This is a genomic window from Leifsonia sp. TF02-11, assembly GCF_017565305.1.
Classification (GTDB): domain Bacteria; phylum Actinomycetota; class Actinomycetes; order Actinomycetales; family Microbacteriaceae; genus Leifsonia.
Genome location: NZ_JAGEKP010000003.1, coordinates 570,053 through 589,095 on the forward strand (window position 1 = coordinate 570,053; position 19,043 = coordinate 589,095).

A 19,043-nucleotide genomic window follows, 5' to 3' on the forward strand; every position below is an offset into this window, starting at 1 on the left:
ACATGAAGAAGTCACTCGTCGCCGGCATCGCCGTCGCAGCGCTCGCCGCGGTCGGCCTGGCCGGCTGCTCGTCCTCCAGCGGGTCCGACGGCGGCAAGACCACCGTCACCTACTCCGACTTCATCTCGAACGGAGGCAACGAGAAGAACCTCCAGGCCATCGTCGCCGCCTTCGAGAAGGCCAACCCCGACATCACGGTCAAGGTCACCACCACCGACTACGCCAACTACTTCACCAAGCTGCAGACCGACCTCTCGGCCGGCACGCAGTCCGACGTCTTCGACGTCGACGCGGGCAGCTACGCCACCTACCAGGCGGATGGCGTGCTCGCGCCGCTGGACGGCGTCGACGCCGCCAAGTACCGCACGTCGGTGCTCGACACCTACCAGACCGACGGCAAGCAGTACGGCCTGCCGACGTCGTTCTCGAACGTGGTGCTGTTCTACAACAAGGACCTCTTCGACAAGGCGGGCGTCGCCTACCCGACGAAGGACTGGACGTGGGCCGACGAGAAGGCCGCGGCCCAGAAGCTCACCGACAAGGCCGCGGGAGTCTGGGGCGACTACCAGCCCGTGAGCTACAACGAGTACTACAAGGCGGTCCAGCAGGCCGGCGGCGAGTTCCTGAGCAGCGACGGCAAGAAGGCCGCCTTCGACGACGCGGCGGGCAAGAAGGCCGCCGACTGGATCGCGGGCAAGTCGGGAACGGTCATGCCGACCGCTGCCGACGGAGCCGGCACCCCCGACTTCGACAGCAACCTCTTCAAGTCGGGCAAGCTCGCCATGTGGCACACCGGCATCTGGATGTTCAGCACCCTGGGCACGCTGCCCTTCGGCTGGGACGTGCAGGTCGAGCCGGGTGACACCCAGAAGGCGAGCGCCACGTTCTCGAACGCGGTCGTCGTCTCGAAGGACGCCAAGAACAAGGCGGCGGCACAGAAGTGGGCCGACTACCTCACCAGCTCCAAGGAGATGGTGGACGTGCGCCTGAAGTCCGGATGGGAGATCCCCGCGATCAGTGACGACTCCCTGCTGAAGCCGTACCTCACGGCCGGCACACCGGCCAACCGCCAGGCCGTCTTCGACTCCCTCGACCACGTCGCCGCCGCTCCGCAGCTCGGCGCGAACTCGCAGAAGATCCAGGACGACGTGACGAACGCCCTCGGCGAGATCGCGGCCGGCAGGCAGACCACCTCGTCGGCCATCCCATCGACGGCCGACCAGGTCACCTCGCTGCTGAAGTGACGATCGTCCGGCCGCGCCGGGACCCCCACCCGCGCGCGGCCGGACCCACCATCCCCACCACGGAAGAACCCACGTGCATCGCTACACCGATTCCCCGCTCGCCGAGCACAGCAGGGCGTTGATCGCCCGCCTCCAGACCCCGGAGGGCGCCTACCCCGCCAGCCCGACGTTCTCGGCGTACACCGGCTACAGCTGGTTCCGCGACGGAGCGTTCATCGCCGACGGGATGTCGTCCGCGGGCGAGGCGGCCAGCGCGGAGCGGTTCTTCGACTGGTGCGCAGGCGTTCTCGACGCGCGGGCGGAGCAGATCAGCTGGATCGTCGCGGAGACCGCAGCGGGCCGGCCTCCGGCGGGCGCGCGGATGCTCCCCGCGCGCTTCACGTTCTCCGGAGCGGACGGCGACGACGAGTGGTGGGACTTCCAGCTCGACGGCTACGGCACCTGGCTCTGGGCCGTCGTCGAGCACGCCGCCCGGCACGGCGCCGACCCCGGCCGCTGGCTTCCGGCGATCGCCTCGACGGTCGACTACCTCGTCGCCTCGTGGGACCGCCCCTGCTACGACTGGTGGGAGGAGCACAGCGAGCACGTGCATGTCTCCACGCTCGCCTGCGTGGCCGCCGGGCTCGACGCGGTCGCCCGAGCCGGGCTGGTCGACGCGCGGCGGGCGGAGGAGGCGCTCGCCGCCTGCGCCGCCATCCGCACGCTGGTCGCCGACCGCGGGACGGGCTCCGGCCACCTCGTGAAGTGGCTCGGCAGCACCGCCGTCGACGGGAGCCTCGCCGCGGCACTGGCCCCGCTGGGCTTCGTCGCACCGGCCTCGCCCGAGGGTGCCGCCACCATCGACCTCCTCGAACGGCACCTCACCGTCGACGGCGGAACCCACCGCTACCTCGGCGACACGTTCTTCGGCGGTGGCCGGTGGCCGCTGCTCAGCTGCTTCCTCGGCCTGGCGCAGCTCGCAGCGGGGAATCGCGCCCGCGCCGTCGAGCTCTACGACTGGGCGGCCTCCACCGCGACGCCGCAGCTCGACCTCCCGGAGCAGGTGGGCGGCCACCTGATCGCCCCGCGCATGCGAGCGGAGTGGGTCGAGCGCTGGGGCAGCGTGGCGACACCGCTGCTCTGGAGCCACGCCATGCTGCTCCGCCTCGGGGTCGAGCTCGACCGCGACGCCGACTCCTCCCATTCAGCACCGACGACCACCTCCGTCCTGGAAGGACTCGCACGATGATCCGTCACCGGCCATCCGGCTCCGGTCACCCGTACTCCGTCGACACCGAACAGCGCTGGCCCGTCGTCCCCGAGGCGGGAGGCTCCGCCACGCTCGGCGTGCGCGCCGACGCCTCCGTCGACGGTGTCACAGTCGAATTCGAGCGGACTGCCGACGGCGGCGGCGCCGCAGAGACCGTGGAGCTCCCGCTCGAGCGGGTCGCGACGACCTCGCGCGGCCGCGTCACCGACGGGGGCCACCTCGCGTCGGCGCAGGCTCGACTCGCGCGGGCCGTCGGCGGCTGGCAGGTCACCTCGCCCGAGCTGACCTCCGGGGCCGAGTACCGCTACCGGTTCACCGCCCGGCATGAGGACGGCCGTCTCGAGCGCACGCGCTGGTTCGAGTTCCGCGCTGCGGTCTGGCGTCCGGCAGCCGACGCGATTGTCACCTCCGGCGACTCGCGCGTGGTCCTCGGCTCGGTCCGGGTCTTCGACGACGGCGCCCGGATCCACCGGGTGCGGTTCTCGCTGCGACTCGCGGAGGGCGAGCGCGTCACCGGGTTCGGCGAGCGCTACGACGCCCTCGACCACACCGGCACCGAGCTCGACTCGGTGGTGTTCGAGCAGTACAAGAGCCAGGGCGCCGAACGCAAGACCTACCTGCCGATGCCGTTCGCGCACGTCGTCGGCGGCTCCGGCTGGGGATTCCACGTCGACACCTCCCGCCGCGTCTGGTTCGACCTCGGCGCCGCCGACCCCGCGCTGATCGAGGTGGAGGCGCAGACCGGGCCGGACGGCGAGCTGACCGTCCGCTTCTTCGACGGCGACCCGACCGCGGTCCTCCGCGGTTTCCTCGACGGCGTCGGCCGCGCAGAGGAGCTTCCCGACTGGGTGTTCCGACTGTGGGCGAGCGGCAACGAATGGAACACCCAGGCCGAGGTCATGCGGCAGATGGACCTGCACCGCGAGCACGACATCCCCGTCGGCTCGGTGGTGATCGAGGCCTGGAGCGATGAGAGCACCTTCACGGCGTTCCGGGACGCCCGGTATGCGGTGAGCGAGGGCGGCGGCCCGCATCGACTGGCCGACTTCGACTTCCCCGCCGACGGTGCGTGGCCCGACCCGAAGGGGATGACAGACGAGCTGCACGCGCGCGACATCAAGCTGCACCTCTGGCAGATCCCGCTCATCAAGATGCGGCCGCATCCCGCGGGCCAGGCCGCAGCGGACGCGAGCGGCGCCATCCGCGAGGGCGTGCTGATCGAGGAACCGTCCCCGGGCGGAGGAACGCGGCCCTATCGCAACCGGGGCTGGTGGTTCCCGCTCGCCCTCATGCCCGACCTGACCGATGAGCGTGCGGCCGCGTGGTGGACCGAGAAGCGCCGCTACCTCGTCGAGGAGGTCGGTGTCGACGGGTTCAAGACCGACGGCGGCGAGCACGCCTGGGGCGATGAGCTCGTCTATCTCGACGGCCGCCGCGGCGACGAGAAGAACAACACGTTCCCTGTGGCGTACGCAGCCGCGTACGGCGAGCTGCTCCGCTCCTCCGGCAAGGCGCCCGTGACCTTCAGCCGCGCCGGGTTCACGGGATCCCAGGCCCACGGCGCCTTCTGGGCGGGCGACGAGAACTCGACCTGGGACGCGTTCCGCTGGTCGGTCAACGCCGGCCTCTCCGCCGCTGCGAGCGGCATCGTGTACTGGGGCTGGGACATCGCCGGGTTCTCCGGCGACATCCCCGACGCGGAGCTCTATCTGCGAGCCACCGCGGCGAGCGTGTTCATGCCGATCATGCAGTACCACTCGGAGTTCAACCACCACCGCACGCCCTCCCGCGACCGCACGCCGTGGAACATCGCAGTGCGCACCGGAGACGGGCAGGTGATCCCGGTCTTCCGCGAGCTGGTCCGGCTGCGCGAGCGGCTCGTTCCATACCTGGCGGCGTCGGCGGCGGAGACCGTCCGCACCGACCTCCCGCTCATGCGCCCGCTCTTCTTCGACCACCCGGCCGACCCCGCGGCCCTGAGCGGCACGAGCTGGATGCTCGGGAGGCACCTGCTCGTCGCCCCCGTGCTCGAGCCCGGCGTCCGCACCTGGCCGGTCACGCTGCCGGCGGGCGAGTGGATCGACGTCTGGACGGGTGACACGGTCGCGGGCGGCCGGACCGTCGAGGTGGAGGCTCCGCTTGAGCGCATCCCCGTCTTCGCCACGGCCGATGCGCCCGCCGAACTCCTGGCGCTGTTCCGCTGATGGGAGCGGCGCTCGACTCCTTCGACGCCTACACGCGGCGAGTGGCGGACTGGGCCGCGGCGGACGGCCGCGTGCTGGGTGTCGCTCTGCTGGGGTCGGGAGCCGACCGCTCCCGCATCGACGAGTGGTCGGATCACGACCTCCTGGTGCTGGCCGTCCCGGCCGCCGTCGAAGAATTGCGAGCGGATCTGTCCTGGCTTCCCGATGCGGACCGGCTCGCGGCGGTCGGTCACGAGTGGCACGACGGCGTCAAGGCCCTGTTCGACGACGGCCGGGTGTTGGAACTCGGGATCGCCGACCCGGCAGGCCTGCGCTCCTTCCCGCTCACCGCAGCGCTCGTGGTCTACGACGCGGGTCCCCTGGCGGACGGTCTCGCGGCTGCGCGCGCCGGCACGCGGACGCGGGAACGGACTAGGGAGGCCGACGCCGCGGCGGTCCTCCTGGTCGAGTTGGTCGTCGGCGTGGGACGCGTCCGTCGCGGCGAGCGGCTCAGCGGAGGTCAGGTCATCCGCAGCGAGGCGGCGCTCACCCTCGCCGACCTCATCGTCAGCAGGAGCGGCCGCGAGCATCCCGATCCGTTCGACGGGTGGCGCCGGTTCGAGAGCGTCCGCCCCGAGGCGGCTGTGCGTTTGGACGCGATCCTGGCGCGACCGGCCGAGGAGGCCGCCCGTGGCATCCTCGACCTCGCCGAGGAGCTCCTCGCTCCGGGCTGGGCGGAGTGGCCGGCGGCCGGCGTGAGCGCCGTGCGGCGCCGACTCTGGCCCTGAGTCGCCCGTGCGGCTTCCCGCTGTCGGACGCCGCGAGTACCGTCGCACCTGACGCGAAAGCGGAAAGCGAAGGGGGAGCAGATGACGACACTGCACAACCGCGAGGGGTCTGCGCTGCTCGTGATCGACGTCCAGAACGGGGTGATCGGCGGCGCCTACCGCCGTGACGAGGTCGTGGAGAACATCCGCACGCTGGTCGAACGCGCGCGGGGCGAGGGCGTGCCCGTGGTCTGGATCCAGCACTCCGACGAGAACGTCGAGTACGGCAGCGAGGCGTGGGAGTACGTCCCCGAGTTGACGCGCGACGACGGCGAGGCGCTCGTGCCGAAGCACTACGCCGATGCGTTCGAGGAGACGGAGCTCGAAGACGTGCTGGCCGCGGCCGGCGTCGGGCACCTCGTGGTGACGGGCTCGCAGACCGACGAGTGCATCCGCTCGACCATCCACGGCGGGACGGTCCGCGGCTACGATGTCACGCTGGTCGGCGACGCACACACCACGGAGGATCTCAGCGAGTGGGGAGCGCCGACGCCCGACCTGGTGATCGCCCACACCAACCTGTACTGGAGCAACCACCGGGCACCCGGGCGCACCGCGGAGGTCGTGGGAGCGAGCGAGGTCGCGTTCCGCTGAGGGTCACCGTCGAGGCGCCGATGGCAGCCCGGAGACGGCGACCACCTGAAGGGTGACCCGGGTCTCGTCCCCCTGCGTGCGCTCCACGCGGATGGGCATTCCCGGAAGGTCCACCGCGAACCAGAACACCAGCACGGCGTCGCCGCGCTGCACCGTGTAGCGCAGGCACGGCAGCGTCCCGAGCGGACCGGCCAGCTCGACCCGCTCGATCGCCGTGCTCTCGGCCGGGAACGCCGCGTGCTCCTGCAGCTCCAGCCACGTCGACCGCCCGCGCTCGACGGGTCCCGCGGCCGCGCCGCTCTCGTCGAGAGGAGTGTCCTCGATCCACGCCCCCTCCGCGTCGCCTGAGGCGAAGCGGATGGAGCCGAGCCCGTCGGCCGTCCGGACGATCGAGACGCGCCCGACCGGGCAGCCCACGCGGATCTCGGCGGCGGTGAACGGAGTGGGAGCGAGTCCGGGGGCGAGGATGTGCGGGTCGGTTCCGTCCATGGGTCAGGGGTACCACACAGCGCCCGTCTGATTGACTGTCGTGGTGTTCCCCTACGAGCAGCTGCGTCGCCGGCCCGACGTCGAGGCGCCGAACCTGTTCGCTGCCGACGCGGCCGACCGCCTGCTCGCCGACATCGCGGGTGACGCCGTGCTGCAGCCCGGTCTCGTCGTCATCGGCGACGCCTACGGGGCTCTCACGCTGGCGGCGGTCGCGCGCGGTGCCCGGGGCGTCCGCGTGCACCAGGATCCCTTGACCGCCGAGCGGGCCCTCGACGCCAACGCGGAGGTGCTGGGCCTCGGCGGCGGCTTCGAGCATCACGCACTCGACGCCGGTCTCGTCACGGGAGCGCGCGTCGTGCTGCTGCGGCTGCCGCGGAGCCTGGAAGCGCTCGCCGAGATCGCCGTGCTCGTCGCCGAGCACGCGCATCCCGAGGTCGTCGTCTACGCGGGCGGGATGCTGAAGCACATGACGCCCGCCATGAACGCGGTCTTCGGTGAGGTGTTCGGCGACGTGCAGGTCTCGTTGGCCCGGCAGAAGGCGCGCGTGCTCACGGTGCGCGAACCGCACCCGGGTGCGGCCACGGCGCTCGACCGCTGGCCGGAGCGCGCCTTCGACGACGAGACCGGCCTCCACGTCTGCGCCTTCGGCGCCGCGTTCGCGGGTGCGTCGGTCGACATCGGGACGCGCCTGCTGCTCTCGGTGCTCGACGAGGCGGTCCCGGAGGCCGTCACCGCGATCGACCTGGGCTGCGGTACCGGCGTGCTCGCCGGTGCGCTCGCGGTCCGGCGGCCCGGCGTGCGGGTCATCGCGACCGACCAGTCCGCCGCCGCCGTCGCCTCGGCCGCCGCCACCGCCACGGCCAACGGCGTCGCCGACCGGGTGCAGGTGGTGCGTGACGACGGCCTGTCCTCCCAGCCCGACGCCTCCGCCGATCTCATCATGCTCAACCCGCCGTTCCACATCGGCGGAGCGGTTCACACCGGCATCGCGCAGCGGATGTTCGCCGACGCGGCGCGCGTGCTCGCTCCCGGGGGCGAACTGTGGGCGGTGTGGAACTCGCACCTCGGGTATCGGCCGGCCCTGGAGCGCGTGGTCGGCCCGACCCGGCAGATCGCGCGCAACCCCAAGTTCACCGTCACGGCCTCCCGCCGTCGCTGACGCCGCTTCGGCGCCGAACTCAGCCGCGCGCTCCGGCGAGCACCTCCCGCACGCCGGAGGCGACGATGCCGTCGGCGCCGCGCTGCAACGCAGACGTGGCCGCCCCGATGTCGGGAACCACGTGCGCGAGCACCGGCCTGCCGTACGCTTTCACCGTCTTCCAGACTGCCGGGGATGCGGTGTAGTCGAGCCCCAGCGTCGTCCAGTGCGACTGCGTCGTCTCCAGGAGGTGCGGATCGGAGTGCAGATCGGCGGCGTAGTAGTAGCCCCAGGTGCGGTAGCCGCGTCGGGTCGCCTCCTGCGCCCACCCGGTCGCGGTGCAGTAGCCCTTCGCCACGAAGGTCGTCGCGGGCACGCGAGACATCATCGCGAAGAGTTCGGGATGGTAGTGCGCGGGAACGATCTTGGGGTCGACGTAGATGACCTGCGAGCCGGCGAACGCGGCGACGAGCTCCTCGAAGCGGAGGTACGGCTGCGCGGGCTGCGCCGGGTTCGTCGTCTGCGCCGCCGTGATCCGGTACTGCGAGACCTCCTGCCAGGTGTGATCGGCGGCGACGAACCCGGTCGTTCCCGATGTGCGGTCGAGGGTGGGGTCGTGGAGGCCGAACCAGACGCCGTCTTTCGTGCGGGCCAGCGAGATCTCCAACGCCTGGGCGCCGAGCTTCGCGGAGTTCGCGTAGCCGAGCATCGACATCTCCGGCCAGTCCCTGGAGCCTCCGCGATGCGCGACCGTCAGCGTCCCGGACGGGATCGATGAGCTCGTCGGCCATGCGACACCCCAGGCATATCCGCGGCCGGATCTGAAGTCACCCCGTCGGGGGTGGACGCGCGAGCCTGTGCGTCCCCTCTGGATGACTTCCTCCCTTCTCACTGTGGGCGCCGAGGTCGCAGCCCGGGCATAGGGCCGCGGAGCTAGCGTCGAGTCAGGAGAGGAGGATGCTGTGGCCTCTCTCCCGCGCCGCCGTCAACTGCTGCGCCACCGCAGTCCCTTCTCGGGATGGGGACTGCTCCGATCGCTGTGGAGCGCGCCGGCCATCGGGAGGCCGGTCGAGGCGCACGAGGTGCGGACGGAGCGCCTTCTCCTGCGCCCCTACCGGCCGTCGGACGAGGTGGATTGGCGGCTGATCGAAGACGACGAGACCGTGCGACGGGGTCTGGACTGGCCACTGCGCACCGCCCGGCAGGTGCGGCACCACCTGATCGACCGCACCGCCCACACCTCGCTCTCGCAGCCGGGCGACCTCCTGGTGCTCGCCGTCGAACTCCAGGGCCACGTGATCGGCGACGTCTCGTTGCACCTCCGCACGGTGGCGCTGGAGACCCGGGTCGCCGAGATCGGCTGGCTGCAGCTGTCCGCCGCGGGAGGTCACGGCTACGCCACGGAAGCCGCGCGCGCCATGCTCGACATCGCCTTCGGCGAGCTCGGCGCGTGCCTGGTGACGGCCGTGGTCGACCGCGCCAACCTCCCGTCCGCCCGTCTGGCCCTGCGGCTGGGGTTCCGCCACGCGGGTGCAACGCCTCGGTACGCCACCTACGTGATCACGGCGAGTGAGCACCTGTCCGTGCGGCCGGTCCGAGCGGCTTCAGAAGCGCCGGCCACGGGCCCGGAAACTGTCGAGAATCTCTGAGATCACACAGAAATCTTTCGGTTTCCGTCACATTTCTACCCAGTGACAACCGATTTCGTAGCGAAAAGGCTTGTCGTCAGGCCGCGGAGTTGCTAACGTCCCTCTGTCGCACACGCGACCCTAGCCAGGGAGAGCAATGACGCAGGACAATTCCCGGCCGGATTCCGTAGCACTCGGCAACGGAGCCGACCCTCACGGGGGCGAAGACAAACACGCGCTGCAGGCGGACGGGGTGAGCGCCGCCGGCTCCATCGTGATGGCTGTCGCGGGCAGTGCGCCCGCCTATTCGATCGCGGCGACGACCGCGACACTCGTCGGCGCCGCCGCACTCGGCGCACCGGCCGCACTGCTCTGGTGCGGCATCCCGATGCTCGGCATCGCGTGGGCGTTCCTCTATCTGGGGCGCGCCGATGTCAACGCAGGGGCTTCGTACTCCTGGGTCGCGCGTGCTCTGCACCCGATCCTGGGCTTCCTCTCGGGCTGGGCGCTCGTCATCTCGGCGACGATCTTCATGGTCGCGGGCGCGCTCCCCGCTGGAGCGATGACCGTCACCCTGTTCGCTCCGGACCAGGCCAACAACACGCTGCTCGTCACCGGGGTCGGGTCCATCTGGTTCCTCGTGATGGCGGCGTGTGTGCTCTTCGGCGTGCACGTGACGGCCCGGGCGCAGTGGATCATGTCGCTCATCGAGGTCGGCATCCTCGTGCTGTTCGCCGTGCTGATGATCGTCCACGCCTCGAGCGGTGCACACCGCGGCCCCTCCTTCTCGTGGGATTGGCTGGGCTTCAGCCACCTCACGGGCGCAGGAGTGTTCGTGTCCGCCGCGCTGGTCGCCGCGTTCTACTACTGGGGCTGGGACGTCTCGTCCAACCTCAACGAGGAGACCAAGGACGGCCACAAGAACGCCGGGTCCGCTGGCATCATCGGCGTGGTCATCGTCTTCCTGCTGTTCGAGATCTTCACCATCGCGACGATGGTGATCCTCCCGGCCAAGACGATCGAGAACAACAGTGCGAACGTCCTCTCGGTGCTCGGCGAGGCTGTCTGGCCGGGCATCGGCGGCAAGATCCTGGTGATCGCCGTCGCCCTGTCGACGATCGCCACGCTGGAGACCACGCTGATCCAGGTGACGCGGACGCTGTTCTCGATGGGCAGGGACAACACGATCCCGAAGATCTTCGGGACGCTTCACCCGCGCTGGCGGACGCCCGCCTTCGCCACGCTCATCGTCGTCGGCGTGTCCATCCTGCTGTTCATCGGATCGAACCTCGTCGGAGGCAGCATCGGCGACATCATGACGAACGCGATCGCCTCCATCGGCATCCAGATCGCCTTCTACTACACGCTGGCCGGCGTGGCGGTCGTGGTGGCCTACCGGCGGGTGCTGCTCAAATCGGCGAAGAACTTCATCCTGATCGGGCTCTGGCCGGCTGTCGGCGCCGTCTTCATGGGGTACATCTTCGTCGCGGGCATCTGGCAGAACTTCGCGTCGGCGGCGTGGGTCGTCAACATCCTCGGCGTCGGTCTGATCGTCGTCGGCATCGTGCCGCTGCTGCTCTTCTACCGCAAGGCGAAGGGCTACTACACGCGTCGCCCGCTCGAGCTCCCGGACGAGCTCGACGCGAAGGCGCCGGCCAACATCGACGACAGGGATCCCGCCACGCTCTGACGCCTCACGACCCGGCGCGACCGCCGAGCATCCGCCAACCCCCGGATGCCCGGCGGTCGCGTCATGTGCGGGCCCGCTGACTTCGACCGTGTGTAGGACGCCGCGTAGAGTATGGCTATGAGTTCGCGCGGAGCACGGGTCGTCCGCGGCTTCGTCGCCGCGGGGGTCGCCACCCTCGTGGCCGCGCTGTTCCACATGGCGGGCGGCGGCCAGGCGCCGAGCGCCCTCGCCCTCACGCTCAGTCTCGTGTTCTCCTCGCTGGGCAGCATCGCCCTGGTGGGCGCGCGGGTCGCCGCCTGGCGGCTGACCCTCTCGGTGCTGGTCAGCCAGTTCCTGTTCCACGCGCTGTTCACGCTGAGCCCGTCGGCGACCTTCAGTGGGATGCCGGCCGACGGCCACCTCCACGCGGGGATGCACCTGACCATGGTCGCCGGTTCGTCTTCCGCCACAGGGATGGCGATGCCGGCGATGATCGTGGGCGACAGCCCGTGGATGTGGCTCTCGCACGCCGCCGCCGCGATGCTCACCATCGCCGTTCTGCTGCACGGTGAGCGCTCGCTGCTGGCGGTCGCGCGGTTCGCGTTCTTCGTGCTCCGCAGGCTCGTCGACCGGGTCGCGGCCGTGCAGGCCGAGCCGATCCTCCGCATCGGCACGCCGGTCGCCGACGCGGTGCCGGCCGCGCGCCGGCTCGACACCGTGCTCGACGGGAGGCGGCGCCGTGGACCGCCTCCGGCGTTCGTCCCGGTCGGCTGAGCAGGCGCACGCCGCCGCCGTCCGGGGAATGCTCCCTCCCGTCGCCGCGCACCGCCCTGCGCCCGCAGCCGCGCCCGGCCGGGAGGATTCCGCCATCCCCTCACCCGGCACGCCTACGCGCGGCCGAGAATCGGACGAACCCATGAACAGCACCACCACGCGCAGCAGCCTGCGCTTCCGCACCACGGCCATCGCTGGCACGGCATCCCTCGCCGCGATCGCCCTCGCCCTCGCGGCGCCGCTCGCCGCCAGCGCGCACGTCCATGTCGACCCCGACCAGGCGGCGGTCGGCAGCTACGCCACGCTCACCTTCAAGGTGCCGACCGAGTCCGCCACGGCCGGCACGGTCAAGCTGGAGGTCGACCTCCCCACCGACACACCGCTCGGGTCGGTGTCGTACCAGCCGCTCGCAGGCTGGGAGACGCAGGTCGTCACCGAGAAGCTCGCCAAGCCCATCAAGACCGACGACGGAACGGTCACCGAGGCGCCGGTCAAGGTCGTCTGGACCGCCGAGCAGGGCGTGCAGATCGCACCGGGGCAGTTCCAGCAGTTCGTGATCTCGGCGGGTGCGATGCCCGACACCGGGAGCATCGTCCTGCCCACGCATCAGTACTACTCCGACGGCACGGTCGTGGACTGGGACGAGAAGACCCCGGCCTCGGGAGCTGAGCCCGAGCACCCGGCCCCCACGGTCTACATCACGGACGCGCCCCCGGCTTCCGGCGGCTCGACTCCCGGGCTGCTCGCGACACCGACCGCGGCCGCCCCGACGGCGCAGTCGGCCGCGTCGCCCGCTGCGGCCGCGACGGCGATCGGGCTCGGGATCGGCGGCCTTGTGCTCGGTGCCGCCGCGCTCGTCGTGTCGGTGCTCGCGCTGACGCGGCGCCCGCGGGCCGCCACCGTACCGGCGCCGTCCTCCCCGTCGGAAGGCAACAAGTGAGAATCCTCGACGACAGCGCCGCCCTCCGTCGCGGCATCGCGACCGCCGGCGTCGTTCTCGTGGCCGCCGCACTGGCGCTCGCCCCCACGGCGGCCGCCAGCGCGCACGACTACCTGGTCGAGACGTCGCCGGCGAGCGGCGCGACGCAGACGGAGCCGCTGACGCAGGTGAGCCTGACGTTCAACGACCGAGTGCTCGACCTGACCGGCGACGGCAAGTCGGCGATCCTCCAGGTGACCTCGGGCGGCCGCTACTTCGAGACCGGGTGCCCGACCATCCTCGACCGCAGCGTGACCGTTCCGGTGACGCTCGGCGCGGCGGGAACGTACACCGTGGACTGGCAGGCCGTCTCGGCCGACGGTCACACGGTCTCGGGGAGTTACGGCTTCGAGTACAAGCCGGCGTCGGGTTCGGCCCCGGCGTCGACCGGCTCGGCGTCGCCCACCTGCGGAGCGAAGGCGACCCCGGGACCCGCGGAGGCGACCCCGGAGGCCGCGGCCCCGACCCCCGGCGAGTCCGTGTCGACCTCGGCGCCGGTCTCCGCGCCGTCGTCCGGCGACAGCGGCCTCCCGCTCGTCATCGGGATCGGCATCGCGATCGTGGTCCTCGCCCTGATCGGCGTGCTCATCGTGATCCTCACCGCGCGCCGCAAGCCCCCGGCGCCGCAGGATCCCACCTCGCAGGCCCCCACCTCGCAGGACTGATCCTCGAAGGGCACGTCGTTGTCGCTTTCCTCCGCGAAAAGTGACAACGACGTGCCCTTCGGCGTTCAGGCGCGAAGGGGAGGAGGGTCACAGACCGTCGTCGCGGCGGCGCTTTCTGTTGCTCGGCGCCTCCAGCAGGGAGAGCCAGAACAGCAGCGTCAGCAGCCCGAAGATGATCAGCGCCAGCGCGAGGTCGGTCCACTCGAAGGGGATGAACGTGCCGTCGATCGACATCACCAGCACCGTCTCGACGATGCCGAAGAACAGGAAGAACAGGCCGAGCAGCGTGCGGGTCAGCCGGACGCGTCCGCGTCGGTGCACCTCCACCCGCCGGAGTTCCACCATGAGGGTCAGGAGGAGCAGCGGGAGCACCTGCGCGAGCGTCGCAGCGGTTGCGCTGTCGAGAAGCACCACGCGCGCGTCCATCGGGTCGACCATGGTCTTCAGGCTAGCCGCAGACTAGCTTGGGACGCATGGGCCGCAGGGCGTGCTGCGCCACCCGGAATACCTCTCGCCAAACCAAAGTTGAGCCTAGTAGACTCAACTTTGTCACAGGACTTCGAAAGGAACAGCGGAGAATGGCGAACATGCAAGGCGCCCCCTCCACGCAGGAGGAGGCCAAGAGCGCCCTCGAACAGTACGGCATCAACCTCACCGAGATCGCGAAGAGCGGCAAGCTCGACCCGGTGATCGGGCGTGACGCCGAGATCCGGCGCGTCAGCCAAGTGCTGACCCGGCGCACCAAGAACAACCCCGTGCTCATCGGCGAGCCCGGCGTCGGCAAGACCGCCGTCGTGGAGGGTCTCGCCCAGCGGATCGTCGCCGGCGACGTCGCCGACTCCCTCAAGGGCAAGCAGCTCGTGTCTCTCGACCTGTCCGCCCTGGTCGCCGGTGCGATGTACCGCGGCCAGTTCGAGGAGCGGCTGAAGGCCGTCCTCAAGGAGATCAATGACGCGGAGGGCGAGATCATCACCTTCGTCGACGAGCTGCACATTCTCATGGGGGCCGGCGGCGGGGAGGGGTCCGTCGCGGCCTCCAACATGCTGAAGCCCATGCTGGCCCGCGGCGAGCTGCGCCTGATCGGTGCGACCACGCTCAACGAGTACCGCGAGTTCATCGAGAAGGACGCCGCGCTCGAGCGCCGGTTCCAGCAGGTCTACGTCGGCGAGCCGAGCGTGGAGGACACGGTCGCGATCCTGCGCGGGCTGAAGGGCCGGTACGAGGCGCACCACGGCGTCACCATCGAAGACTCCGCTCTGGTGGCCGCGGCCTCCCTGTCCAACCGGTACATCACCGCTCGGCAGCTGCCCGACAAGGCGATCGACCTCATCGACGAAGCCGCCAGCCGGCTGAAGATGGAGATCGACTCGGCTCCGGTGGAGATCGACACCCTCCAGCGGCAGGTGGAGCGCATGAAGCTCGAGGAGTTCGCGCTCAAGAAGGAGAAGGACGAGGCCAGCAAGGAACGCCTCGAGCAGCTCCGCCAGCGCCTGCGCGAGCAGGAGGACGAACTGGAGGCGCTGCAGGAGCGCTGGCGCGCAGAGAAGGCGTCTCTCAACCGGGTCGGCGAGCTGCGCTCGCAGCTCGACGAGGCCAAGACCCGGCGCGACCTCGCGCTGCGCGACGGCCGCTACCAGGAGGCCTCCCGCATCGAGTACGAGACGATCCCGGGCATCGAGCGCGAGCTGGCGGAGGCCGAGCAGGCCGAGCAGAACCCCGACCACCCGCGGATGGTGAACGAGCAGGTCACCGCCGACGACATCGCGGCGGTCGTCGCCGCGTGGACCGGCATCCCGGTGGACCGGCTCACCCAGGGCGAGACGGAGAAGCTGCTGCACCTGGAGCACGAGCTCGGGCGACGCATCATCGGCCAGAAGAAGGCCGTGCAGGCGGTCGCCGACGCCGTGCGCCGCACGCGCGCCGGCATCTCCGACCCCGGCCGCCCGACGGGCTCGTTCCTGTTCCTCGGGCCGACGGGCGTGGGCAAGACCGAGCTCGCGAAGGCGCTCGCGGCGTTCCTGTTCGACGACGAGAAGGCGATGGTGCGCATCGACATGAGCGAGTACGGGGAGAAGTTCTCCGTCTCGCGGCTCGTCGGCGCCCCTCCCGGCTATGTCGGTTACGAGCAGGGTGGTCAGCTGACGGAGGCCGTACGCCGGCGTCCATACTCGGTCATCCTCCTCGACGAGGTCGAGAAGGCGCACCCCGAGGTGTTCGACGTGCTCCTGCAGGTGCTCGACGACGGCCGGCTCACCGACGGCCAGGGCCGCACGGTCGACTTCCGCAACACCATCCTCATCCTGACGTCGAACCTCGGCAGCAACTTCCTGGTCGACCCGACGCTGAACGAGACGGAGCGCGAGGAGGCCGTGCTGCAGTTGGTGCGGCAGGCGTTCAAGCCGGAGTTCGTCAACCGCCTCGACGACATCGTCGTGTTCTCCGCCCTCAGCCAGGAGGAGCTCGGCGAGATCGTCGAGTTGAACATCGACCGCCTGATGCGGCGGCTGGAGGAGCGCCGGCTGGAGTTGGCCGTCACCCCGGACGCCCGACGCTGGCTGGCCGAGCGCGGCTACGACCCGATCTACGGCGCGCGTCCGCTGCGCCGCCTGATGCAGCGCGAGATCGAGGACCGGCTGGCCACCGAGCTGCTCGCGGGCGAGATCCGCGACGGCGACCAGGTGCGCGTCGACCTCGACCCCTCCGGAGATCGCCTCAGCGTCACCCCCGTCCGCGAGTAGCGGCCGGCTACTGACGGGACGGGAAGATGCCCTGGGTGGCGATGATGTAGTTCAGCACCAGGTAGGGCTGCATGTTGTTGTGGGGGAGGGAACCGCCGGCGGCGGCGATGGCGTCGGGCGCGAGCGCGACGCTCGGCCCGGTGCCGTACGCGTTCTCCGGGGTCCGGCCGACCCGCGGCCGGGCGAAGGTCGCGCCCGTGGGGTCGGTCGTCGCTCCCGTGGCGGACGACACCTGAAGCTGGTGGGTGTGCGGTGGCATCTCGCTCTGGGTCAGAGCGACGGCCTCAACGCCGCCCTGCTGGCCCAGCGGGAACTGAGCGCCGTCCGCGCCGAGCACGGTCATGCCTTGCAGGTTCGGCAGGGCGAACGTCGTCTTGCCGTTGCCGCCGTAGTTGGCGCCGAGCAGCGAGAACAGCGCGACGTTCTGCGAGATCGGCAGGAGCTGCCCTTGGCAGAACGCCCATCCCTTCGGTGCGAAGTTGAACGGGACGAGTCGGATCTCGGCAAGGAAGGGATCGGTCATGGTGGTCTCAGTTCTGCGTCGGGAAGATGCCCTGGAGGGCGATGACGTACTGCACGACGAGGTACGGGGCCGTGTTCTGGTGCGCCTGACTTCCGCCGGCCGGTGCCACGCTGCTCGCGGCCATCGCGCCGGCGGCCTTCGTCGAATAGGCGGCTTTGCCCGGCTGGGCCAGCACGGTCGAGGACGTCGGGGTCCCCACCGTCGCCGCAGACGCGACCGCGGCGGGATGCAGGTGCGCCGGCATCTCGGGCACCGTCAGGGTGTGTGCGTACTCGCCCCCGATCTCGCCGAGGGTGTGGCCGTTGCCGACGCCGACCGGCACCCGTCCCTGTAGGTTCGGCAGTGCGAAGGTGACACGGCCGTCGCCGCCGAAGGTGGTTCCCAGCAGCGAGAAGAGCGCCTGGTTCTGGTTGATCGGCAGGAACTGGCCGTTGCACAGCGCCCAGCCCTTGGGGGCGAAGGCGAAGCTGACGAGTCTGATCTCCGACAGGAAGGGTTCGCTCACGGGTTGTCCTCGGGTCAGGTCGGGCTGGGGAAGACGCCGAACAGGGAGATGATGAAGTTCATCGCCAGGTAGGGCTGCCGGTTCTCGTGCGGCTGCGCACCGCCCTGCGAAGCGATCTGCTGCGAGGCGAGCGTGGTGTCCGGTGCGGCCGTGGTGTACGGCGCGTCGGCCCAGGCGCCGGGATACGCGCCGTTCGCGCTCGACGTCGTCGCACCGGAGCCTGCAGTGACGGGGTGCGAGTGCGTCGGCAGCTGGTTCGTCGAGAGGACGACCGAGTCCACTCCGCCGGTCTCGGCGATCTGGAACGCGGGGCCGGGGCCGGTTCCGGCGTCAACGGGGAAACGGGCGTTGAGGTTCGGCAACGCGAAGGTGTCCAGACCATCGCCGCCGTAGGTGGTGCCGATCAGGTTGAACAGGGCGTCGTTCTGCGAGATCGGCAGCAGCTGGCCGTTGCACAGCGCCCATCCCGCCGGGGCGAAGTCGCCCGCGAACATGCGGATCTCTCCGATGTAGCCGTTGCTCATCGTTCCTCCTCGTCGACCACCATGAACACGGCCTCCAGGGTCAGTGCGTCCGCGGTGCGGCCGGTGGGCACCAGGAACACCGCTTCCGCGATGCCGGCACCGCTGAGTTCGTAGGTCTGCTGCTGCAGCGTGCTGTCCGGCGCGGCCGTGAACTGCAGGGAGTAGCCGAGCCAGCCGTTGGCGCGCTGCGCGGGGCTCACCGTGGCGAGCCGGAGGCGGTGCCGTGAGCCGTCCTCGGCTGCCGCCTCGAAAGTCTGCCCGGCGGCGGCCACCCAGCGGTCGTACGCGGTCATCCGTCCACCTCCGTCGCCATCAGCAGATAGCCGAACTGCTCGGAGACGACGGAGAAGCCGTGCCGCTCGTACAGGCGGCGCGCGCCGACGTTCAGCCCCCAGACCGACAGCGTCACGTGGCCGTCGGCCGCCACGAGGTCCGCGATCACGCGCGAGGCGATGCCGCGTCCGCGGTACTCCGCCAGGACGGCGATGTCGACGAGGTGCGCGCAGGAGCCGTCACGGTCGACCGTGAGGGTCCCGGCCGGTTCGCCGTCGTCGAGGATGATCGAGGTCTCGGCGTGCGGGTGACGGTCGCGGCGCTCGGAGGTGTGCGCGCGGTACTGCAGGGCGAGCAGCGGGTCGAGGTCGGCGGCCGGTATGCCGGGGAACTCCCCGCTGCGGGCGTCGAGGAACACGCGGCGCAGGAAGGCGTCGTCAGCGGGGACGGCCGGCCTCAGCTCGACGGTGCGCAGCGCCATCACGCCGTCCGACTCACCACGGCCTGCATCGCGCGAGTCAGCCCGCGCGGGCCGATCGCGCTCAGGAACAGGGTCACCTGCGGGGCGCCGGACCGGCGCAGCGTGTAGATGCCGTCGGAGGCTGTGAACCCGGAGGTCGTGAACAGCAGCAGGAAACGGTTCTCGTCACCCGGGGCGCTGTCGGCGATGTCCTCGACCGCGGAGAGGACGAGGTCGATGGTGCGGTCGCTCGCGCCGCCTCCACTCTCGGTGGCGCGGAAGGTGCGGCCGACGGCGGGCGTGAAGAGCGAGCGCACCGCGTCCACGGTTGCGCTCGCAGCGTTGTCACGGACGGAAGGGGCGATGCCCGCGACCCCACGCGCAATCGCGGGAGCGGCGGGCAGGCCGGCAGCGGCGGCGATGCCGAGTCCGCCCAGCGCGGAAGCCATGACGGCGCGGCGCGACACTTCGGGCAACGGGGTGTCCTTCCTGGAGCGGCCGCGCAGCGGGTCGGGTCGCGCGCAGCCTGGTGCGAGCTTAGGGCATCGTCGCGGGCCGGCTCTGGCCCGCAGAGAGGGGAC

Annotated in this window: 21 protein-coding genes; 12 read left to right on the top strand and 9 right to left on the bottom strand. The window is 70.8% G+C overall.

Going from position 1 to position 19,043, the window contains the following annotated elements; translation table 11 throughout:
* The first annotated feature begins 2 nt into the window (after positions 1 to 2).
* The 5 genes from JNB50_RS05035 (at position 3) to JNB50_RS05055 (ending at position 6,097) form a co-directional block, all read left to right on the top strand.
* Positions 3 to 1,244, top strand: coding sequence for a sugar ABC transporter substrate-binding protein (locus tag JNB50_RS05035; protein WP_208038980.1), 1,242 nt, complete (start codon positions 3 to 5; stop codon positions 1,242 to 1,244).
* Between the two features lie 73 nt (positions 1,245 to 1,317).
* On the top strand, positions 1,318 to 2,472 hold the full coding sequence (locus tag JNB50_RS05040; protein WP_208038981.1) for a glycoside hydrolase family 15 protein: 1,155 nt from the start codon (positions 1,318 to 1,320) through the stop codon (positions 2,470 to 2,472).
* Positions 2,469 to 4,697: a TIM-barrel domain-containing protein gene (locus JNB50_RS05045; RefSeq protein ID WP_208038982.1), complete on the top strand. Its 2,229-nt coding sequence runs from the start codon at positions 2,469 to 2,471 to the stop codon at positions 4,695 to 4,697. Before JNB50_RS05040 ends, JNB50_RS05045 begins: the two co-directional genes overlap by 4 nt.
* Complete coding sequence (locus tag JNB50_RS05050; protein WP_208038983.1) at positions 4,697 to 5,464, top strand: hypothetical protein; 768 nt, start codon at positions 4,697 to 4,699, stop codon at positions 5,462 to 5,464. The genes JNB50_RS05045 and JNB50_RS05050 overlap by 1 nt, the downstream gene beginning before the upstream one ends.
* An 81-nt stretch (positions 5,465 to 5,545) precedes the next feature.
* Complete coding sequence (locus tag JNB50_RS05055; RefSeq protein WP_208038984.1) at positions 5,546 to 6,097, top strand: isochorismatase family protein; 552 nt, start codon at positions 5,546 to 5,548, stop codon at positions 6,095 to 6,097.
* 3 nt (positions 6,098 to 6,100) lie between these two features.
* Here the strand turns inward: JNB50_RS05055 and JNB50_RS05060 are convergent, their stop codons facing one another.
* Positions 6,101 to 6,586 carry a hypothetical protein gene (locus tag JNB50_RS05060; protein ID WP_208038985.1) on the bottom strand — a complete coding sequence of 162 codons (486 nt, stop codon included), beginning with the start codon at positions 6,584 to 6,586 and terminating at the stop codon, positions 6,101 to 6,103.
* Positions 6,587 to 6,626: 40 nt separating this feature from the next.
* Between JNB50_RS05060 and JNB50_RS05065 the strand changes: the two genes are divergently transcribed.
* Positions 6,627 to 7,745 (top strand): methyltransferase, encoded by a 1,119-nt coding sequence (locus tag JNB50_RS05065; RefSeq protein ID WP_208038986.1) that lies wholly within the window; start codon positions 6,627 to 6,629, stop codon positions 7,743 to 7,745.
* Positions 7,746 to 7,764: 19 nt separating this feature from the next.
* Here JNB50_RS05065 and JNB50_RS05070 read toward each other — a convergent pair whose 3' ends face one another.
* The gene (locus JNB50_RS05070) at positions 7,765 to 8,616 is read right to left on the bottom strand and encodes a glycerophosphodiester phosphodiesterase family protein (protein ID WP_307794601.1); all 852 of its coding nucleotides are present in this window, start codon (positions 8,614 to 8,616) and stop codon (positions 7,765 to 7,767) included.
* Between the two features lie 70 nt (positions 8,617 to 8,686).
* Between JNB50_RS05070 and JNB50_RS05075 the strand changes: the two genes are divergently transcribed.
* The 5 genes from JNB50_RS05075 to JNB50_RS05095 all read left to right on the top strand — a co-directional run bounded on the left by JNB50_RS05075 (position 8,687) and on the right by JNB50_RS05095 (position 13,439).
* Positions 8,687 to 9,373, top strand: coding sequence for a GNAT family N-acetyltransferase (locus JNB50_RS05075; protein ID WP_208038988.1), 687 nt, complete (start codon positions 8,687 to 8,689; stop codon positions 9,371 to 9,373).
* 136 nt (positions 9,374 to 9,509) lie between these two features.
* Positions 9,510 to 11,042, top strand: a complete 1,533-nt coding sequence (locus JNB50_RS05080; protein ID WP_208038990.1) for an APC family permease — start codon at positions 9,510 to 9,512, stop codon at positions 11,040 to 11,042.
* A gap of 117 nt (positions 11,043 to 11,159) precedes the next feature.
* On the top strand, positions 11,160 to 11,795 hold the full coding sequence (locus JNB50_RS05085) for a hypothetical protein (RefSeq protein ID WP_208038991.1): 636 nt from the start codon (positions 11,160 to 11,162) through the stop codon (positions 11,793 to 11,795).
* A 142-nt stretch (positions 11,796 to 11,937) separates the two neighbouring features.
* On the top strand, positions 11,938 to 12,735 hold the full coding sequence (locus tag JNB50_RS05090; RefSeq protein WP_208038992.1) for a YcnI family protein: 798 nt from the start codon (positions 11,938 to 11,940) through the stop codon (positions 12,733 to 12,735).
* Positions 12,732 to 13,439, top strand: a complete 708-nt coding sequence (locus JNB50_RS05095; protein WP_307794602.1) for a copper resistance protein CopC — start codon at positions 12,732 to 12,734, stop codon at positions 13,437 to 13,439. The genes JNB50_RS05090 and JNB50_RS05095 overlap by 4 nt, the downstream gene beginning before the upstream one ends.
* 87 nt (positions 13,440 to 13,526) lie before the next feature.
* Here JNB50_RS05095 and JNB50_RS05100 read toward each other — a convergent pair whose 3' ends face one another.
* Positions 13,527 to 13,877, bottom strand: a complete 351-nt coding sequence (locus JNB50_RS05100) for a hypothetical protein (protein ID WP_208038993.1) — start codon at positions 13,875 to 13,877, stop codon at positions 13,527 to 13,529.
* Positions 13,878 to 14,017: 140 nt separating this feature from the next.
* Here JNB50_RS05100 and JNB50_RS05105 point away from each other — a divergent pair, with 140 nt between their 5' ends.
* Positions 14,018 to 16,177 (top strand): ATP-dependent Clp protease ATP-binding subunit, encoded by a 2,160-nt coding sequence (locus JNB50_RS05105; protein WP_208038995.1) that lies wholly within the window; start codon positions 14,018 to 14,020, stop codon positions 16,175 to 16,177.
* Between the two features lie 7 nt (positions 16,178 to 16,184).
* Here the strand turns inward: JNB50_RS05105 and JNB50_RS05110 are convergent, their stop codons facing one another.
* The 6 genes from JNB50_RS05110 to JNB50_RS05135 are packed head-to-tail and all read right to left on the bottom strand — an operon-like array spanning position 16,185 to position 18,929.
* Positions 16,185 to 16,700: a phage tail protein gene (locus tag JNB50_RS05110; RefSeq protein WP_208038996.1), complete on the bottom strand. Its 516-nt coding sequence runs from the start codon at positions 16,698 to 16,700 to the stop codon at positions 16,185 to 16,187.
* A gap of 7 nt (positions 16,701 to 16,707) precedes the next feature.
* Positions 16,708 to 17,205 carry a phage tail protein gene (locus tag JNB50_RS05115; protein WP_208038997.1) on the bottom strand — a complete coding sequence of 166 codons (498 nt, stop codon included), beginning with the start codon at positions 17,203 to 17,205 and terminating at the stop codon, positions 16,708 to 16,710.
* A 14-nt stretch (positions 17,206 to 17,219) separates the two neighbouring features.
* The gene (locus JNB50_RS05120; RefSeq protein ID WP_208038998.1) at positions 17,220 to 17,729 is read right to left on the bottom strand and encodes a phage tail protein; all 510 of its coding nucleotides are present in this window, start codon (positions 17,727 to 17,729) and stop codon (positions 17,220 to 17,222) included.
* A complete protein-coding gene (locus JNB50_RS05125; RefSeq protein WP_208038999.1) occupies positions 17,726 to 18,022 on the bottom strand; it encodes a hypothetical protein in 297 nt (98 codons plus the stop codon). The genes JNB50_RS05120 and JNB50_RS05125 overlap by 4 nt, the downstream gene beginning before the upstream one ends.
* Positions 18,019 to 18,483, bottom strand: a complete 465-nt coding sequence (locus JNB50_RS05130) for a GNAT family N-acetyltransferase (protein WP_208039000.1) — start codon at positions 18,481 to 18,483, stop codon at positions 18,019 to 18,021. The genes JNB50_RS05125 and JNB50_RS05130 overlap by 4 nt, the downstream gene beginning before the upstream one ends.
* Positions 18,483 to 18,929, bottom strand: a complete 447-nt coding sequence (locus JNB50_RS05135) for a hypothetical protein (protein ID WP_374222245.1) — start codon at positions 18,927 to 18,929, stop codon at positions 18,483 to 18,485. Before JNB50_RS05135 ends, JNB50_RS05130 begins: the two co-directional genes overlap by 1 nt.
* Positions 18,930 to 19,043 lie beyond the last annotated feature (114 nt).